Annotated in this window: 16 protein-coding genes and 3 pseudogenes; 9 read left to right on the top strand and 10 right to left on the bottom strand. The window is 43.7% G+C overall.

Features of this window, described 5'->3' with window-relative positions; translation table 11 throughout:
* Positions 1 to 9 precede the first annotated feature (9 nt).
* A complete protein-coding gene (locus QQS40_RS10230) occupies positions 10 to 765 on the bottom strand; it encodes a Nif3-like dinuclear metal center hexameric protein (protein WP_289901954.1) in 756 nt (251 codons plus the stop codon).
* Between the two features lie 243 nt (positions 766 to 1008).
* Positions 1009 to 1944, bottom strand: coding sequence for a Kdo(2)-lipid IV(A) acyltransferase (locus QQS40_RS10225; RefSeq protein WP_197555783.1), 936 nt, complete (start codon positions 1942 to 1944; stop codon positions 1009 to 1011).
* A 97-nt stretch (positions 1945 to 2041) separates the two neighbouring features.
* Here QQS40_RS10225 and hldE point away from each other — a divergent pair, with 97 nt between their 5' ends.
* Positions 2042 to 3472 carry a bifunctional D-glycero-beta-D-manno-heptose-7-phosphate kinase/D-glycero-beta-D-manno-heptose 1-phosphate adenylyltransferase HldE gene (hldE, locus tag QQS40_RS10220; protein WP_289901952.1) on the top strand — a complete coding sequence of 477 codons (1431 nt, stop codon included), beginning with the start codon at positions 2042 to 2044 and terminating at the stop codon, positions 3470 to 3472.
* 53 nt (positions 3473 to 3525) lie between these two features.
* On the opposite strand, the pseudogene QQS40_RS10215 reads toward hldE, so the two are convergent.
* From QQS40_RS10215 to QQS40_RS10190, 6 genes and pseudogenes are all read right to left on the bottom strand, one after another.
* Positions 3526 to 3738: pseudogene (locus QQS40_RS10215) on the bottom strand (TonB-dependent receptor); the annotation flags it as partial.
* 156 nt (positions 3739 to 3894) lie between these two features.
* Positions 3895 to 4998 carry an alpha/beta hydrolase gene (locus QQS40_RS10210; protein ID WP_329505157.1) on the bottom strand — a complete coding sequence of 368 codons (1104 nt, stop codon included), beginning with the start codon at positions 4996 to 4998 and terminating at the stop codon, positions 3895 to 3897.
* Between the two features lie 245 nt (positions 4999 to 5243).
* Complete coding sequence (locus QQS40_RS10205) at positions 5244 to 6269, bottom strand: cupin domain-containing carboxymuconolactone decarboxylase family protein (RefSeq protein ID WP_329505155.1); 1026 nt, start codon at positions 6267 to 6269, stop codon at positions 5244 to 5246.
* A gap of 12 nt (positions 6270 to 6281) precedes the next feature.
* Positions 6282 to 7244, bottom strand: a complete 963-nt coding sequence (locus QQS40_RS10200) for an aldo/keto reductase (protein WP_329505153.1) — start codon at positions 7242 to 7244, stop codon at positions 6282 to 6284.
* A gap of 12 nt (positions 7245 to 7256) precedes the next feature.
* Complete coding sequence (locus QQS40_RS10195; RefSeq protein WP_329505151.1) at positions 7257 to 8117, bottom strand: flavodoxin; 861 nt, start codon at positions 8115 to 8117, stop codon at positions 7257 to 7259.
* Positions 8048 to 9115 carry an alpha/beta hydrolase gene (locus QQS40_RS10190; protein WP_420485552.1) on the bottom strand — a complete coding sequence of 356 codons (1068 nt, stop codon included), beginning with the start codon at positions 9113 to 9115 and terminating at the stop codon, positions 8048 to 8050. The genes QQS40_RS10195 and QQS40_RS10190 overlap by 70 nt, the downstream gene beginning before the upstream one ends.
* A 138-nt stretch (positions 9116 to 9253) precedes the next feature.
* Between QQS40_RS10190 and QQS40_RS10185 the strand changes: the two genes are divergently transcribed.
* Positions 9254 to 10153: a LysR family transcriptional regulator gene (locus tag QQS40_RS10185; RefSeq protein WP_329505147.1), complete on the top strand. Its 900-nt coding sequence runs from the start codon at positions 9254 to 9256 to the stop codon at positions 10151 to 10153.
* Between the two features lie 73 nt (positions 10154 to 10226).
* Here QQS40_RS10185 and QQS40_RS10180 read toward each other — a convergent pair.
* Positions 10227 to 10703, bottom strand: a pseudogene (locus tag QQS40_RS10180) (hypothetical protein); the annotation flags it as partial.
* Positions 10704 to 10848: 145 nt separating this feature from the next.
* Here QQS40_RS10180 and QQS40_RS10175 point away from each other — a divergent pair.
* Both QQS40_RS10175 and rpsO read left to right on the top strand, forming a co-directional pair.
* On the top strand, positions 10849 to 11814 hold the full coding sequence (locus QQS40_RS10175; RefSeq protein WP_329505145.1) for an iron ABC transporter substrate-binding protein: 966 nt from the start codon (positions 10849 to 10851) through the stop codon (positions 11812 to 11814).
* 209 nt (positions 11815 to 12023) lie between these two features.
* A complete protein-coding gene (gene rpsO, locus QQS40_RS10170) occupies positions 12024 to 12293 on the top strand; it encodes a 30S ribosomal protein S15 (RefSeq protein ID WP_005628925.1) in 270 nt (89 codons plus the stop codon).
* Between the two features lie 111 nt (positions 12294 to 12404).
* Here the strand turns inward: rpsO and prlC are convergent, their stop codons facing one another.
* Positions 12405 to 14444: an oligopeptidase A gene (prlC, locus tag QQS40_RS10165; RefSeq protein WP_329505143.1), complete on the bottom strand. Its 2040-nt coding sequence runs from the start codon at positions 14442 to 14444 to the stop codon at positions 12405 to 12407.
* A gap of 230 nt (positions 14445 to 14674) precedes the next feature.
* Between prlC and QQS40_RS10160 the strand changes: the two genes are divergently transcribed.
* From QQS40_RS10160 to QQS40_RS10140, 5 genes and pseudogenes are all read left to right on the top strand, one after another.
* Positions 14675 to 15037 (top strand): YbaN family protein, encoded by a 363-nt coding sequence (locus QQS40_RS10160; protein ID WP_049357633.1) that lies wholly within the window; start codon positions 14675 to 14677, stop codon positions 15035 to 15037.
* Complete coding sequence (locus tag QQS40_RS10155) at positions 15030 to 16595, top strand: peptide ABC transporter substrate-binding protein (RefSeq protein ID WP_329505140.1); 1566 nt, start codon at positions 15030 to 15032, stop codon at positions 16593 to 16595. Before QQS40_RS10160 ends, QQS40_RS10155 begins: the two co-directional genes overlap by 8 nt.
* 136 nt (positions 16596 to 16731) lie before the next feature.
* Positions 16732 to 17373: a MerR family transcriptional regulator gene (locus QQS40_RS10150; protein WP_329505138.1), complete on the top strand. Its 642-nt coding sequence runs from the start codon at positions 16732 to 16734 to the stop codon at positions 17371 to 17373.
* Positions 17370 to 18035: a hypothetical protein gene (locus tag QQS40_RS10145; protein WP_239657975.1), complete on the top strand. Its 666-nt coding sequence runs from the start codon at positions 17370 to 17372 to the stop codon at positions 18033 to 18035. The genes QQS40_RS10150 and QQS40_RS10145 overlap by 4 nt, the downstream gene beginning before the upstream one ends.
* A pseudogene (locus QQS40_RS10140) lies at positions 17930 to 18502 on the top strand (AMP-binding protein); the annotation flags it as partial. The gene QQS40_RS10145 and the pseudogene QQS40_RS10140, both read left to right, overlap by 106 nt.
* Positions 18503 to 18531: the final 29 nt, after the last annotated feature.

The raw sequence follows: 18531 nt of genomic DNA, 5'->3' as shown, positions 1-18531 counted from the left end.
TTGTACCAGTTAGGCCGGATTATCAATATCTTTAAATTCTACATCCAAGCCATATTCAGCCGCTAGCCATTCACCTAATGCTTTAATGCCATAGCGTTCAGTAGCATGGTGACCCGCCGCAAAGAAATGAATACCTTGCTCACGAGCAGAGTGAATGGTTTGCTCCGAAACCTCACCGGTAATAAAAGCATCACAACCTTGTGCTGCGGCTAAATCAATATAGCCTTGTCCACCACCAGTACAAATGCCAATTTTACGGATTAAGTGCGGTCCATTTTCGGTGCAAATTAATGGTTTACGGTGAAGTGCTTGCTCAATACGTTGCGCAAATTCTTCAGCGGTAATGGGATCTTTTAACGTTCCCCAAACAGGAATACTGGTTGAGCTATTTTCTAAAGGTTGAAGATCGCTAATCCCTAATAACTGAGCAAGTTTTGCGTTGTTGCCTAATTCAGGGTGAACATCTAAGGGTAAATGGTAGCCATATAAATTGATGTCATTCACAAGCAAGGTTTTGATACGTTTGCCTTTCATGCCGCGAATACAAGGATTTTCACTTTTCCAAAAATAGCCATGGTGGACAAGTACTGCATCAGCTTGTTGTGCAACGGCATAATCAATCAAAGCTTGGCTTGCGGTGACGCCCGTGATGATCTTTTTGATCTCCGCTTTGCCTTCTACTTGCAAACCGTTAGGCGCATAATCGTTAATTCTGTCTGTGCTAAGTTTTTCGTTTAGTAAACGTTCAAGTTCTAGGTTGTTCATGATTTCTAAGAAAAAAGAAAAGGGTGAGATATGGTAAGAGATTTCAAAAAAAATGGCTAGTGCAAAAGGAGTGGGGGGAATGCACTAGCCAGTAGTGTGTTTGTCATAACACAAGTTTACTATCTAAAACGAGGTTCATTATATATTTAATTATATAAAAATCAAGAAAAAAATAAGGAAAATTTTCCTTATTTTTCGATATGTCGTTTTAGCATTCAAAAACAAATGAAAAATCAACCGCACTTATGAATACAAACTCGGTTCATCTTCCGTTGGGCGTGTTTTAAATCGGCGATGTAGCCACATGTATTGTTCCACACCTTTTAAGATTTCTTTTTCCACGACTTTATTCATTCGTGCAGCGATCGCCGTTTCATCTGAAAGATCAGAAAAATCCACTGGTGGCGAAATGCTGACCGTATAGCCTGAACCATCTTTATTACGTAATGGGGCAAAAGGCACGACTTTGCAATTTGGTGCGGATTTAAGTAGATAGTAACTGCCCGTCGTGGTTGCCGCTTCTTGTACGGCAAAGAAAGGCACAAATACCGCATTTTTTCTGCCGTAGTCATGATCAGGGGCATACCAAATGGTTTCACCTTTGCGTAAGGCTTTGAGCATACCACGCAGATCTTTTCGGTTTAGCATATCTTTATTTGAACGTAAGCGACCTTTGATTTGTAGCCAATCCAATACAGGATTGTCATTTGGACGGTAAACGCCTACGCCAGGATGATGTAAGCCCACAATACGTGCGCCTAACTCAAGAGTGAGGAAATGAACACCCACAAAGATAATGCCGTCTTGGGCATTTTCTTTTAAATAATTTAAGCCTTCAATTTTTGACCATTTTTTAATGCGCGCATCAGACCAAAACCACGCCATACCGGTTTCAATAATCGCCATCCCAACGGCACGCAAGTTTTCTTGCAAAATGGCTTCACGCTCTTGTTCGGGCATTTCTGGGAAGCAGAGCTCAAGATTTCGGCGAGCAATTGCAGCACGGCGTTTTCCTACTTTTAATTTTGAGAAAAGCCAGCCTAAGCCATTGCCGATGTGACGTAAAATTGGATAGGGAAGTAACAAAAGGCTTCGCCAAATCGCCACACCAAGCCAAAAGCCCCAGTATTTAGGGGCAAGAAAGTGCGGTTGAAATTGAGGGAGTTTTTCGTTTTTCATAATTCTTTTCTGGTTAGTTCGACGTGTAGTTTATCGCAAATTTGAGTTGTGGTAAAATTGCACCAAATTTTTATTATTCCAACAGAGAGATTTCAAAATGGCTCAATATTCTGCCAATTTTAATCAAGCGAAAGTATTAGTGTTAGGCGATGTGATGCTTGACCGTTACTGGTTTGGTGCGACTAATCGTATTTCACCGGAAGCACCAGTTCCTGTGGTTCGTGTACAAGATAATGAAGAGCGTGCAGGTGGTGCAGCAAACGTGGCAATGAATATTGCTTCTCTTAATGTACCTGTGCAAATTTTGGGATTAATTGGTCAAGATGAAACAGGTGCAGCCTTAACCAATTTATTACAACATCAAAAAATTGATTGTAATTTTGTGGCATTGGATACTCACCCAACCATTACGAAATTACGTATTTTGTCTCGTCATCAACAATTACTACGCTTGGACTTTGAAGAAGATTTCCAAAACGTGGAATGTAATGAGTTGCTTGCGAAATTAGAAACGGAAGTGAAAAACTTTGGTGCGCTAGTGCTTTCTGATTACGGTAAAGGTACATTAAAAGATGTGCAAAAGATGATCCAAATTGCACGTAAAGCAAACGTACCCGTGTTAATCGATCCAAAAGGTACAGATTTTGAGCGTTATCGTGGTGCGACTTTACTGACACCAAATATGTCAGAGTTTGAAGCGGTGGTAGGTAAGTGTGATTCTGAAGAAGAGATCATTGAGAAAGGTTTAAAATTAATTTCAGACATCGAATTGACCGCACTTTTAGTGACGCGCTCTGAAAAAGGCATGACATTACTTCGTCCAAATCAAGAACCGTTCCATTTACCAACCGTTGCAAAAGAAGTGTTTGATGTAACGGGGGCGGGCGATACCGTAATCAGTGTCTTAGCAACCGCACTTGCAGACGGTCTTTCTTTTGAAGAATCTTGCTACTTAGCCAATGTGGCGGCAGGTATTGTGGTTGGTAAATTGGGTACATCAACGGTTTCTACTGTGGAATTAGAGAATGCAATCCATGGACGTTCTGAAACAGGCTTCGGTATTATGTCAGAAAGCCAATTAAAAACTGCAGTATCTCATGCTAAAGCGCGCGGTGAGAAAATTGTGATGACAAACGGTTGTTTTGATATTCTTCATCCAGGTCATGTGTCTTATTTAGAAAATGCTCGCAAACTTGGCGATCGCTTAATTGTTGCCGTGAATACGGATGATTCAGTCAAACGCTTAAAAGGTGAAAGTCGTCCAATTAACAATCTGAATGCTCGTATGGCAGTATTGGCTGGTTTAGCTTCAGTGGATTGGGTAGTCTCTTTTGATGAAGATACACCACAACGTTTAATCGGTGAGATTTTACCGGATTTATTGGTAAAAGGCGGCGATTACAAACCAGAAGAGATTGCAGGCAGTAAAGAAGTGTGGGCGAACGGCGGTGATGTTCGTGTATTGAATTTCGAAAATGGCTGTTCAACTACAAACGTGATTGAGAAAATCAAAGCGCTGAAAGATTAATGGCTTTATAAAAACGACGGGCAACCTGTTTTACAAGTTGCCCGTTTTTTATTTTAGAATTTATATCGGATATTGCCGAAATAAATGCGTCCTTCTTCTGGGTAGCCAGCTTGATAGTAGTAGTTTTTATCAAAGAGGTTCGATACACCCGCTTCTAAACTTAACCCTGAAACAGGTTCATAGATCAATTTCGCATTGCTATTTCCAAAACCAGAGAGTTTCACGGTTTCACCACCATCTAAATAATAACGGCCATGTTCCGATTGCCATGCGCCAATATATGCTGACCCACATCCCGATGCCTTATACTCAAAGGGAAAAAGCCGACTCCCCGAATAAAGCGATTTTCTAAAAAGCGCGGTAGGATTTTAGAAAGTTTTTGAGATACGAAATGCCGTCTGAAAATTTCAGACGGCATTTTGTTATTTATTCAGCCCCTTTTCTTGCAACCAACCCGCCAAATGCTCGGCAACCTCGGCATTATTCAAATCCTGCATCATAAAATGGGTGTTGCCGTGAATGCCCACTTCTGGCAAATGCACCACTTTGACATCGCCTCCATGTTTGTTCACCACATCCGCCCATTGGCGGGCGAGGGCGAGACGGATGCTCCATTGGTCTTCGCCTTGGATTTTGGACGGTTTATCACTGATATTATCGCCAAAATAGATGATAATCGGCATTTTGGTGAGTTTTTCAAAATCCGCCGCACTTATCTTGGCGGGAACAATATCGCCGAATGCGCTGGTGATGGTGGGCGGTACTTCGCCTTCGGGGAAGGGGAAGTTGCCCGGCTCAATGGCGGCAATCCCTTTGATTTTGTCAGACGCTTTGATGCCCGCAAACCAACCTGCGATGCCGCCTTGCGAATGGGTAACGAGCATGCCGTCGCCCACGCGCTCAAACAGGGCTTTGAGGCTGTCTGAAATCACGCCTACGTCAAAGGCGCCGGTGTTCGGGGTCATTTGGCGGAAAAATTGGTTCAGGCTGGCGGCATCTTGCGGGAAAGCGACGCCCTTAAAAAATTTCGGGTATTCGCCCATACGGAATTGGGCGAACCAAAATTGATCGTCGGGCGTGGCAGTAATCGCACCGTCCACAGTGGAACGTCCCGACCAGCCTCGGCGCGGTTGATCTACGAGGAAAACGGGGTAATTTTTGCGTAAGAAAATATTGTTCCAGCCCTCACGACCGTCAGGCGTGGTCTGCCACGTGCGCATTGACTGCCCCGCGCCGTGCAAAAACACCAGCGGCAAGGCTTTGGCAACCGTCGGGATTTGATACCACACCGTTGCGTGATCGCCGTGCAGGGTCTGCCCGCCATTTTGCATATTGGCGTTGAACACCGCCATAAAGTCGTTAGCCGTTTTATTTTGGGTAATTTCAGGGCGTGGGTTGTAGTGGCCTTGACTGGTTTTCACCGTACCGCCCACAGCAAAACTGCCTTGGCTTTCAATGCTTAACGGCGCGGCGGTTGCCGTGGCTGCCGCCAGCGAAAGTGCGGTAAAAAATGCGGATTTTTTCATCTTGATTGTCCTTGTGTTTGATTGGATTAGGGACATTATAGCGGAATGGGTTAGAATGTTAATTCTGTAAAATCAGTATGATGTTGTGAGAAATTTTCAAGAATAAAGGCCGTCTGACAAGGGGGGCAGACGGTCTTAAAATTTGCTCAAAACCGACCGCGCTTTCAGCCTTTCACGCTTGCCCACACGCTTTGCATATTCGCCGCTTGCGCCGGGCTGATTTGCCGCTCAATCTGCGCCAAGCCTTACTCGCTTAAGCCCAAATTTTTCAGCACGCTTAAATGCGAGCGCAGTTGTCCGTTGACGCTTTCGCCGAAGGCGAGCAGCGAGCCGAGGGTGGCGAGTTCGCGCTCTACATCGCCCAAATTATCGCGGGCGAACTGGTAGCCGAACAGTTCGGCTTTGAGGGCGTAATCCACCGCCGGAGCGAAATCAAAAATCGGGCGGGAAGTCGCCGCTTGGGTAAGCTGCGCCATTTTTTGCGTGCCGAGCGCGTAATAATCTACTTTGCCCAAATCCGTGGCGGGTTTGCCTTGCGGGTCTTTGATGCCTTGGGCGGTGCGTTCGTCAAGTAGGGCTTTGAGCGTGGTCAAGGCGTTGAGGGTTTTTGGTGCGCCGATATAGGCAAACTGGTGCGACACAGCTTCCTTGAGTTCGCTCACCGTCAAGCCTGCTGCCAGTGCATTTTCGGCGGCAGTTTTTACGCCTGCTTGGTCGCCAATCGTAGCGGCGACGGCGAGCGGGACGATACTGCGCTGTTTGGCGGTGAATATACCGTCAAAAACTTTTGAATTTTTGACCGCGCTTTTATCTGCCTCAGGGCTTACTTTTTCCAGCCAAGTTACGCGATTGTCTTTGACGGGACTGATGGCGATATGGCTCATCGCCGTGAATTTGCCCGCGCCGTGCCAGTGTTTGACATCGGGCGCAATCCACACTACATCGCCTTTTTGAATGGTTTGCACGGGCTTGCCCCATTCTTGGAAACGCCCCGTGCCGTCGGTTACGATCAAATACTGCCCTTGGCTGTGGCTGTGCCAATCCGTCAACGCATTGGGGGCAAAATGCACAATAGCGGGCGCAACATCGCCGTTTGATGGCATTATAGGTAGGCGGGCAAACTCGGCGTTGCCGCTAAAATGGGCAGCGTCTGCCACTTGTAGGGTTTGTTGATTGACTGGTGTGTAAGTGGTTGACATTTTATCCTCCGCAACCGCTGTCAGGCTGGATAATGCCATGCAAAGTGCGGTCAGTTTTTGTAAAATTTTCATGGTATTAGACCGTTAAAAATGCGTTTCGTCGATGTGCATGGCATCTAATTTTTGATTGATACGCGCCACTTCATCGGTACTTAATTCAACCGCCATCGCGCCCAAATTTTCTTGCAGACGGGATTGTTTGGTCGTCCCCGGGATCGGCACGATGAAATCCCGTTGCGCCAGTTCCCACGCCAACACGATTTGCGCGGCGGTGGCGGATTTGGCGGCGGCGAGCTCGTGCAGCAAGTCCAACACAGGCTGGTTTTTCGTCATCACATCCGCCGAAAAACGCTTCATCATGCGGCGGAAATCGCCTTTGGCGTACTGGGTCTGCGCATTAAAACGGCCGCTTAAAAAGCCGTTCCCCAGTGGGCTGTATGCCACAAAGCCGATATGGTTGGCTTCGCAAAAAGCAAACAATGCTTTTTCGGGAGCGCGGAACACCATGGAATATTGGTTCTCCGTGGCGGTAATGGGCGTAACGGCGTGGGCGGCGGCCATATACTCAATCGGCGCGTTGGACACGCCCCAATGACGGATTTTGCCTGCCTTAATCAATTCGCCCATTACTTCCGCCACAGCCTCGGCGGGTACATTCGGGTCAATGCGGTGCTGGTAATACAGGTCGATGTAGTCGGTTTGCAGATTGCGTAATGATTCGTCCACTTGCTTGCGGATGGATTCGGGGCGGCTGTCCAGCACATTCTCCACGCCGCTGGCGGAATGAGTTTGCCCCACAATGCCGAATTTGGTGGCGATCACCGCTTGATGGCGCATGCCTTTCACCGCTTCGCCCAGTAGCATTTCATTGGCCTTGCCGTAAATGGGCGCGGTGTCAAAAAAATTTCCGCCCAACGCGATGGAATGGCGGATAAGCTCAATCATCTCGCCGCGATCTGCCGCCTTGCCGTAAGCGTGATCCATACCCATAATGCCCAGCCCGATGGCGGACACAGTTAAATCTTTGCCTAAAATTCTGGTTTTCATTTTATTTGCTTCTTAATTTTTTGCCAGCCACGGACGGATTTGGTTTTGTGCCTGCGTCAGGGCATTGCCTTTCATCACCAAAAGAATGCCGTCGCGTTCGTTGCCGCCTTTGAGCGACAAACCCAGGCGCACGTCCGCGCCTGCTGCCAGCAGTTTGATTTCCTCAAAGCCGCTGCCCACGCCGTAACCGGCATTGGTGTTGAGCGGCAGAATGGTTTTGCCGCGTAGGTTGCGCCCGATTAAAAAACTCTTCACCGGTGCGGGCAGGCGCATCGCCCAAGTAGGGAACACGATGACGATACGGCGGTAAGGCTCGATGTTCGGCATGTTTTTCAGCGGTGGCAACACACCGTCTGCAATTTCTTGTGCCGCTTGGTCGCGCATTTGCGCATAATTTTGCGGATAAGGTTCGGCGGTTTCGATGGCGGCCAAATCCGCCCCCGTGCTTTGGGCGACAAACTGCGCCAAGGCTTTGTTGTTGCCGGTGCGGGAAAGGTACACCACCAGCGTATCGCTTTTGCCTGCGGCGCTTGCTTTGAGATTCAGTCCGCCTGCTGCCAGCAGCGCCAAACCGCCTTGCACAAAACGGAGGCGGGTCAATTTTGAATGCTTCATCTTATTCTCCTTAATGGCTTGAACATAGTGTAAACCTGTTGAATTGGTTTGATAATCCGCATAAATCGCAATGGCTCTGTGAAAAATTCTCACCAATAAAATGCCGTCTGAAAAATTTATTTTCAGACGGCATTGTTCGTTTTTGCGGTGAGAAAAATTTTCAAAATTCCGACCGCACTTTACCGGTGTTATTTCAAATTCGCGCCGAAAAATTCGGTGAGTTTGCTGCTGATTTGATCCACATAGGGCTGTTTCCAATAGGTTTCCATATGGGTGGCGCCTTTGATTTTGTACAGCTCTTTGTTTTTGGTGCCGGTGGCGTTGGCGAACACTTCTTCGGTCATGTATAAGGTGTCGGCTTTGTCGCCTGCCATCATCAAGAGCGGTTGGTTAATCAAATCCACGTTGGCGTTGACGTCAAACTCCATCAAATCCTGCAAACTGTCCACGGTGCTGTTGGTTTGCGAATTCGGGTGAGCGTGGGTTTGGCCGTAATATTGGTAGCCTTGACGGTACAGCTCGAAGGGCAGCGCGGCGACTTGTTCGTCGGTCATGTTTTGACCGAAAGCCGGTGTGTATTGAATCGGGCCGCCCGCAGCTTCTTCGGTGCGCACTTTGGCGATGTCTGCCAAACGCTCTTGAATAGTGTCTTTTTGGCTGCGCATAAAACCGTTTCTTCGCACGTCGCCGGAGTTGAACATACTTAGCGTTGCCACCGCTTTAAAGCGTTTGTCGGTTTGCACCGCTTTGATGGTGTAGCCGCCCCCGCCACAAATGCCGAGTACGCCCAAGCGGCTGGCGTCCGCGCCCGGATATTGGCTGATAAAGTCCGCCGCCGAGCGGATGTCTTCGATACGGTTTTGCGGTTTATCGGTGTAGCGCGGTGTGCCGCCGCTGCCGCCTTGGTAGGCTGCGTCAAAGGCGATGGTGAGATAGCCTTGCTCTGCCAAACGCTGCGCGTACAGGCCGGCCACTTGTTCTTTCACGCCGCCGTTCGGGTGGGCAACCACGATGGTCGGGTATTTTTTCTTGGCGTCGTAGTTGACCGGTGTGTAAACGTTGGCCACCACTTCGATGCCGGTTTGTTTTTGGGTGTATTTCACAGGGTGGATATTCACTTTGCCTTGCACGTTTTCAGTGATGGCGCCGTCGTAAGTTAAGGTGAACGGGTTATTGCGGTAATCTGCTGCCATGGCGTTGCCTCCTAAGATTGTAGCGAGCGTTGCGGTTAAGAATGTGGCTTTCAAGCCTTTCATTATATTGCGTTTCATCGGGTTTCTATCTTGTTTGTCGAACGTTGATCAGGCGTATTATTATAAGCCGATGAATTTATTTGATAAGACAGATAAATTGCTATACGCTAGTGAGAAAATTTCACCAATGGAGCAGCAGCGATGAACGACAACAAACAATTCAACGACCTCTACGCCTTTGTGCAGGTGGCAAAACTCGGCAGTTTCAGCAAAGCGGCGCAGGCGTTAAACGTGCAGCCTTCCGCCTTGAGCCACCGGATTAGCGATTTGGAAGGCCGTCTGAAAATCAAGTTGTTAAACCGCACCACCAGAGCCGTATCCACCACCGAAGCGGGGCAGCAGCTGCTCGAACGCATTGCGCCGCTGTTTAGCGGCATTCAGCAGGAGTTGGGTGCCTTGGTGGATTTCACCCACGAAATGCGCGGCAAAATCCGCATTAACTGCCCCGAACGCCCCGCCTACGAGCTGATTTACCCCAGATTAAGCGGTTTTTTTGCGGACAATCCCGATATGGAGCTGGAGATTTTTATCAACAACCGCTATTGCGACATCGTGGCGGAGCGGTTTGATTTCGGCGTGCGCTCGGGTAAAGACGTGGCGGGCGATATGGTGGCGGTGCCGATTTCCGCGCCCAACCAAATGGCGCTGGTAGCGTCGCCTGTTTATCTTGCTCGCTTCGGCGCGCCTAAGGCTTTGAAGGAATTGGCAAAACATCGCTGCGCCGTGATTTCCTTTAACCCCGAATACCGCCTGAGCGAATGGGAATTTATGGAAAACAAGCAGTTGGTGAAAATCCGCGTGCCCGAAAGCCTGGTGTTTAATTCCACCCTGCTGGTGAAACAAGCGGCGTTGGACGGACTGGCGGTGGCGTGGCTGCCGCAAAGCTGGGTGCAAGCTGCACTTGAGGCGGGCAAACTGGTGGAAATCCTCCCCCAAACCGCCATCACTTACCCGCCGATGTATCTGTATTACCCGCAAAACCGTCATAAAACCGCCGCCATGGCCGCCCTAATCGCCGCCCTGCGCGTGGCGGGGGCTTGACCGATACGGTCGCAATCCTGCCAAAGGATACTGTTTCTACTAAAGTCGGCTTGTAAGGCAAAAGCGCGGTCGGTTTTGGGTTGGGGTTGAAACGTAACTTCAATGCAATAGTGATCGCGGCGAAAATTTTCTCATCATTATGATGGGGGAAATTTTCTCGTAAAGTGCGGTTAGAATCGCTGAAGTTTATTTTTCCGTTAGCTAATTCAGTGAGTAAAATCGAAGGGGTAAGTTGAAGTTGCTCCGCAATTTGTAGAATTGAAAAGTGCTCAAACGTCATGATCAAACGGTCTAAATTGCAATAGGTGGGATAGCGACTATGTGTCACTAAATCGTTAAATTGTTGAACAATTTTGACCGCTTTATTTTTACGATTGAAGACGTGTAAAGCCACACCCAAAATAAACAGTAAAGCAGAACCTAAATGCAACTGAAAGATGCCTTGAATGGGCCACTGGAAGTAAATCCCTAAGCCGCTGAACAATATCCCTGCTAATCCTGCAATGAGTATGCAAAGCAAGCAAAACTTATAAATCACATCCCATTTCATTTTTTCACCTTTAGCTATGAATAATAAATATTATATAATTGAAAATATAACGATGTTATTCTAACAAAATTTATCTGTTATGTTAAAAAATATATAGCGTTAAAATTAAGTTGTATCAGTTGAATGGCTAAAAGAGGGAGAAAACATGAAAAAATGGATAACCATTGTACTTTCAGTCTGTGTAGGAACCGCAGCATTAGCAACCGAGGAAGTATCTTATTTGGCAGGGGAATTGCCTCAGCCTGCTAAAATTGAAAAAGTATTAAGTGCGGGCAATCCAGCCGATGTATTATTGCTTTCAAGTGCACCGAATAAATTGCTTGGATTGGCAGGATTTAATATGGAAAAACGCGGAAAACTGTTTCCTGCAGTGCAACAAACTTTACCAACCTTAGGGAAAATAGCTGGAAAAGGCAGCACGCTCTCGCCAGAGAAAATTGTGGCATTACAACCGAATTTAATTATTGATGTGGGTAATGTTACGCCAAACTATATCGATCAAGCAAAGCGCACCTTTGAGCAAACGGGCGTGCCTTATTTATTGTTAGATGGCAAACTCAGCGAAACACCGACTACCTTACGTTATTTAGGCAAAGTATTAGGGGTAGAGAACTTAACTAAACCTCAGGCTAAGTATGCGGAAGAAACGCTTAAACAAGCGGTCGAAAACGCCTCTAAATTTACCAAAACCTTCTATTTAGCTCGTAGTGCAGATGGCTTACAAACAGGACAAAAAGGCTCCATTCATACGGAAGCCATTGAAATAGTCGGTTTAAAAAACGTGGTAGAAGGCGATCATAAAGGGCTCACACAGGTTTCGATGGAGCAACTTTTATTATGGAATCCTGATGTGATTTTTAGCCAATATCCTGAGTTTTTGCAAACCTTAAAAGATAATCCGCAATGGCAACAATTAAGTGCGGTCAAAAATGGACACGTTTTTTTAATTCCGAATAATCCATTTGGTTGGTTAGATTCGCCACCTAGTGTGAACCGTTTGCTTGGAGTACGTTGGGTCTCTCATTTAGCCAGCGGTAAACCTATTGCTGAATTTGCAAAAGAAGTACAAACGTTTTATCACTTGTTCTATCAGATTGAATTACCGAATTGACGCAACGATTTTATCAATTTTTATTGAGCAAGCATGCGCAAGAGATTATTCGTAAGAATGGATTTAAAAATGATTAAACATTTAGGGGGAACAGCGTAATAATTCCTTGCTTTTATTGGCTTCAATCGTTAAAATTCAGGTTCCTTGTCATCGCTGAGTTAGAGATCGGCGAATGATGTATTAATAACACTACCTTTTAGGAGTAAAAAATGTCTCTAAGTACTGAAAAAAAAGCAGCAATCGTTGCTGAATTTGGTCGCGATGCGAAAGATACTGGTTCTTCTGAAGTTCAAATCGCATTATTAACTGCACAAATCAACCACTTACAAGCTCACTTCGCTGAGCACAAAAAAGACCACCATGGTCGTCGTGGTTTATTACGTATGGTTTCTCGTCGTCGTAAACTTTTAGACTACTTAAAACGTACTGATCTTGCTTTATACCAAAGCACTATCGCTCGTTTAGGTTTACGTCGCTAATTTTTATTACGATAGTAAAAATAAAAGCCTTCGGATTACCGAGGGCTTTTTTATTTTCTACATATTGGAAAATAAAAAACGGTCAAAAATTTGACCGCTCTTTTTTAGTTATTAGTTCGCAATGCCTTTATGGCGAAGCAATGCGTCTAGTTGAGGTTTACGCCCACGGAAGCGTTTGAATAATACCATTGGTTCTTCAGAGCCGCCGCGAGTGAGAATTTCATCTAAGAAGGATTTACCCGTAACTGGATTGAAAATTCCTTCTTCTTCAAAGCGAGAGAAGGCATCTGCAGATAACACTTCAGCCCATAAATAGCTGTAATAACCTGCTGCGTAACCGCCAGCAAAGATATGGCTAAAGCTATGTGGTGCTCTTGCCCATTCAACACCTTTAATCACGGCAACTTTATCTTTCACTGCTTTTAAGGTATCAAGCACTTGGTTAGCTTTACCCACTTCAAAAGTATGATGAAGGGTAAAATCAAACAAGCCAAATTCAAGCTGACGTAACACAAACATCGCTGCTTGGTAGTTTTTCGCTTTCAGAAGTTGATTTAATTTTTCTTCTGGCAATGGTTCGTGCGTTTCAAAGTGACCCGAAATAAAATCAAGGGCTTCTTTTTCCCAACACCAGTTTTCCATAAATTGACTTGGAAGCTCTACCGCATCCCAAGGTACACCATTGATACCCGCAACATCCGGCACATCAACTTTGGTAAGCATATGGTGAATACCATGACCAAACTCGTGGAATAGAGTCGTGACTTCATCATGGGTGAATAGCGCAGGTTTATCCCCAATAGGCGCGTTGAAGTTACACGTTAAATAGGCAACCGGTTTTTGAATTGAACCGTCGGCATTGCGTTTTCTGCCGATACAATCATCCATCCATGCGCCGCCACGTTTATTTTCGCGTGCATAAAGATCGAGATAGAAACTGCCTCGTACTTCATCGGTTTCATCAATTAAATCAAAGAAACGCACATCTTTGTGCCAAGTATCTACACCAAAACGTTCAACTGCACGAATATTAAAAATACGTTTAATTAATTCAAATAAGCCCGAAATAACGCGATCTTCAGGGAAATAAGGACGAAGTTCTTCATCATTGATCGCATATAAATGTTGTTTTTGTTTTTCAGAATAGAAACTGATATCCCAAGGGGCGAGTTCAGTGACGCCAAATTCTTTTTCACAATAAGCTTTGAGTTCAGCTAATTCTTTCTCACCTTGTGCTTTTGAACGATCTGCAAGGTTATTTAAGAAATCTAACACTTGTTGTGGATTTTCTGCCATTTTGGTCGCAAGTGAGCGTTCAGTATAGGTATTAAAACCTAGCAATTTAGCTAGCTCCACGCGTAACGTCATGATTTCTTCAATGATCGCCGTATTATCCCATTTACCAGCATTTGGACCTTGATCAGAAGCGCGAGTCGTATAAGCACGATACATTTCTTCGCGTAATGCTGCATTTTCACAATAGGTCATGATTGGCAAATAACTTGGGATTTCTAACGTAAAACGATAGCCTTTTAAACCTTTACTTTCTGCAGATTGTTTTGCCGCAAGTAATGCGGATTCAGGAAGACCCGCTAATTCACTTTCATCTTCAATAACTTTTTCCCAGCCCATGGTGGCATCGAGTACATTATTACTAAATTGTGAGCTTAATTCAGATAAACGCGCGACAATCTCACCATAACGTTTTTGTTTTTCTTCGGATAAACCGATACCTGAAAGCTCAAAATCACGTAGTGCATTTTCAATGGCTTTCTTTTGCGCGACGGAGTAAGTCGCAAATTCAGGACTATTCTTTAAGGCTAAATAAGCGTTGTATAAGCCTTTGTGTTGGCCTACCCAAGTGCTGTATTCAGAGAGTAGTGGTAAGCAGGCTTGGTACGCATCACGTAATTCAGGGCTGTTTTTAACTGAATTTAAATGGGAGATGGGTGACCAAGCACGACTTAAGTACTCGCCTGCTTCAGAAAGCGGTTCAATAAAGTTTTCCCAAATAAAGTGCGGTTGTTTTAGAACTTGTTCAATGGCTTGACGATTTTCTTCGATGAGTTTTTGAATTGCCGGTTGAATATGTTCCGGTTTGATTTGAGAAAACGGAGGTAAGCCTTCAATATGAAGTAATGGATTAGACATAAATATTCCTTTTGCTAATAGTTTCTTTAGTAAATTGCGACAAATTCTATAATATCAAGGTTGAAAAATCTAAAAAATCAGTGATAATTGCGTATCACTTTTATTTAGGGTTTATGATGGACGGCACTTCCTTTTTTTCTATTATCATTTTTTCTGGCATCATTGCTCTTGCGATCGTTATAGGTGTTGTTTCACTTAAGTTTTTCTCAAAGACTTCTTTAACCAAAGTCATGTATATTGTTCTTGGTTGCATTTCTTTAATATTAGGTGTTATTGGTATTTTTTTACCTATTCTTCCAACCACACCTTTTTTACTGCTTACACTTTATTCTTTTGCGAAAGGTTCTTCTCGTTTAGAACAATGGTTTTTAGGCACTAAGCTTTATCAAAAACACCTAAAATCCTTTAATGAACGTCGTGCATTGACGAAAAAAGCAAAAATTTCTATTCTAACGTTTTCAACCACAATGCTTTTAATTGGCTTTTATTTTACCCCAAGCGTTGTGGGTCGAACGATCATTGCCATTTTAATTGCGGTAAAATATTGGTTCTTTTTCTTTTGGATTAAAACAGAAGACGTTGAAAATGGATAATTCTTTCCTGACTTGGCTTAAAAGTGCGGTTATTTTCGGTGTCGTTTTTGGATTGAGTGGTTGTGATAAATTAAACAGCCAGAAATCGATAAACACAGAAACGGATGAGCAACCAACACAAAGCCAGTCTATCAAACAAGAGAATACTTCAAAATCGAATCGTACATTACTGACTCGGGCGTTTACTCATCCCCCTTCTTTTGAGCCTTGGTTTGTTCGTTATCCAGAACAAGAGAGCTTATTGCGTGATTTGTATGAAGGCTTAACGGCTTATGATCCAGAGGGAAAAATCGTGCCGGGTATCGCAGAAAGTTGGCAAACAAAAGACAATAAAACCTGGATCTTTACCTTGCGTGAAGGGCTTCGTTGGTCAAATGGTGATCCTTTAGTTGCCCAAGATGTCATGCTTTCTTGGCAAGCGTTATCCCAATCAAATAGTCCTTTAAGATCTTATTTAGCTTATCTCAATTTAAAAAATGCGAAAGGTATTTTAGAGAAAAATAAACCTTTTAAGAGCTTGGGAATTTATGCGGAAAATGACCGCACTTTACGTATTGAACTGGATAAAGCCACGCCTTATTTACCGGAAATGGTGGCACATATCAGCCTTGTGCCTCAATATAAAAATCCAAATGTAGTTGCAGTAACAAATGGCGCCTATATGTTGCAAAGTGAAAACCAACAAGGTATACATTTGATTAAAAACCCCTATTATTGGCAGAAAAATAATGTGGCTTTTGAGCGGGTAGAATATTTGCCTTTTATCGCCACTAAATTGTCTGACTTTGATGTGGTGGTTGATGTACCAGAAGTGCACGCGGACCTTCAACATTTCCCACAGCTTTGTAGTTATTTTTATGAATTTAATCTCAACGATCCTAAAGTTGCTAAGGCCGATGTGCGTAAGGCGATAGCTTCGTTGGTCTCTGTCACCAATATCGTGAATAATGAGATTCCTGCGGCAATTCCGAGTTCGTATTTTTTACCGAAAGCCATGTTAAATGGACAAGATTCAAGATGGGAGCCCGTTGTTGCCGAGCAGCTATTGGCTCAAAATAAAATTAATGAAAGACATCCGCTACACTTAAATGTGCTTTATGATGAGACGCCATTGCATGTAAATATCGCGCAACGTTTAGTCGGGCAATTAACGCAATCAGATATGTTGCGTGTGGATGCACAACCAGTCAATTGGCAAACATTACAGGCTAAACGTCAAAAAGGTGATTTCCAAGTCATTCGTTCTGGTTGGTGTGCGGATTTTAATCATCCGATGGCATTCTTGGGTTTGTTCTATTCTAAAAGTCCTGATAATAAAAATGGCTATGCCAATGCGGAATATGACCAACTTTTTGAGCAAGCATTGACAAGCTTAAATGAAAAAGAGCGGTCAGAAATTTACTTAAAATTAAGTGAGAAGATTCAACAGGAAAACCTTACTTTACCGCTTTTTCAATACACCACGCCAGTTTATCTTTCTCCAACTATTATGGGGGCGAAGAAAAATCCGGTGGGCGTCATTTACAGTAAGGATTTATGGCGAAAAGTTGAAAACTAAAGCTGATTAAGAAAGTTGTTCATGATGTGGTGAACAACTTTTTTTATTAAATTTAATAAAAGTGTAAAGTAACACTATTTACTTTTTATTTTTATACGATACAATACACAACAAATCAACCTAGAGGGAAATCCTTATGTTAAAAATGAATGATTTGGTTAAGCTTAGTCAGACACCAAAATCCACGGTACTGTACTATGTGAAAGAAGGTTTGTTGCCAGAACCAGTAAAAGATAAACCGAATTTTCATCTCTATGATGAATATTGTGTAGAGTTGCTCAGTTTTATTAAGTATCTACAAAGCAATTTCAATGCAACGATTTCACAAATTAAAGCACTTTTTGCTCATCCTCATTTTGATTGGAATAATCCTTATGAAAGCCTTATTGGATTATTGGATATCATCATGGGGGCTGAAAATGAAGTGTTCACTATTGAGCAATTATGTACAGAATTTCATCTTTCTGCTGAACAAATTGAAGACATGGTAGCGGAAGGATTATTGAATCCTCGTGAAGGCATTTTTACAGCAAAAGAACGTGATATTTTGGTGATCTTGGCTCGTTGTGATGAAGCCGAAATGGAGGTAGTGAAAGCTTATTTAGCTGCAGCCAAAATGTTAGCAGAAAAAGAGGTGAATGTGACTTTAGCGGCATTAGCCAATAGCGAACAAAAAGATGAAAAATTAAAACACTTATTTGATTTATTGTTGGTGTTAAAACCTTATCTCTTGAATATGAAAACCTTTAATCTTTATCAAGCGGAGAGTGGGAAATGAAACTCTTAAAATATGCTGGCTTTGTACCGTATTTAGCCATTGCCTTTATTAATGCCAGTGTGGATTTGGCACATAAAATTACCATTCAAAATGTATTACTGAAAAGTTTTTCAGGCGAGAGTTTGGTCGTTTTAACGGCATTAATTAATGCCATGATTTTATTGCCATTTATTTTCTTATTTTCCCCTTCGGCATTTATTAACGATAAATTTTCTCGCACCAATGTGATTCGTTATAGCAGTTTAGCGGCTGTGGTGATTAGTGCGGGGATTTTATTGAGTTATATGACGGGAATGTTTGCTATTTCCTTTGTACTGACATTGATTTTGGCAGCGCAAAGTGCGGTCTATTCTCCAGCCAAATATAGCATTATTAAATCAATTGTGGGCACTGAAAATATTGGTATGGCAAATGGTGTGATTCAAGCGCTTACTATTGTGGCCATTCTATTTAGTTCTTTTGCTTTTTCTTTCTTCTTTGAAGCGCATTATGTGGCATCAGATGATCCGAATGAAGTATTACAAAGTGTTTGGGTGATAGGTATAGCATTAGTATTACCTTCAATCAAGCTGGTACAGTCGGCATGCCATTACCGGGCACCATTATTAAAATTGTGGATCCAGAAAGCTTGCAAGAATTACCAGTCGGCGAAGACGGTTTGATCTTGATTGGTGGTGGGCAAGTCATGAAAGGTTATTTGAATGCACCAGAAAAAACAGCAGAAGTGATTGTTGAAATTGACGGTGTACGTTATTACAAAACTGGCGATAAAGGCCATATTGATCATAACGGCTTTATTACCATTGTGGATCGTTATTCTCGATTTGCTAAAGTCGGCGGTGAAATGATCAGTCTAGGTAGCGTGGAAGAGAAACTTTCACAAGTATTTGATGAAGAAAATCAATTTGTTGCCGTTGCCTTGAGCGATGATAAAAAAGGCGAGAGCATTGTACTTTTAATCAAATCTGCACTTTCTTTAGACGAGATTAATGAACGTATTAAAGGATTAAATGTACCGCCGATTATGCTCCCAAGCCAAGTCTTCTTAGTGGATGAAATTCCGATGCTCGGAAGTGGTAAAGTGGATTTCAAAGGGGCGAAGAACTTAGCGATGAGTTTGGTTAAGTAAAGAAAATCGTCATAAATGAAAGAGCGATC

The organism is Haemophilus parainfluenzae, from assembly GCF_036288925.1.
GTDB lineage: Bacteria > Pseudomonadota > Gammaproteobacteria > Enterobacterales > Pasteurellaceae > Haemophilus_D.
This window is presented reverse-complemented; position numbering and strand designations above follow the sequence as displayed.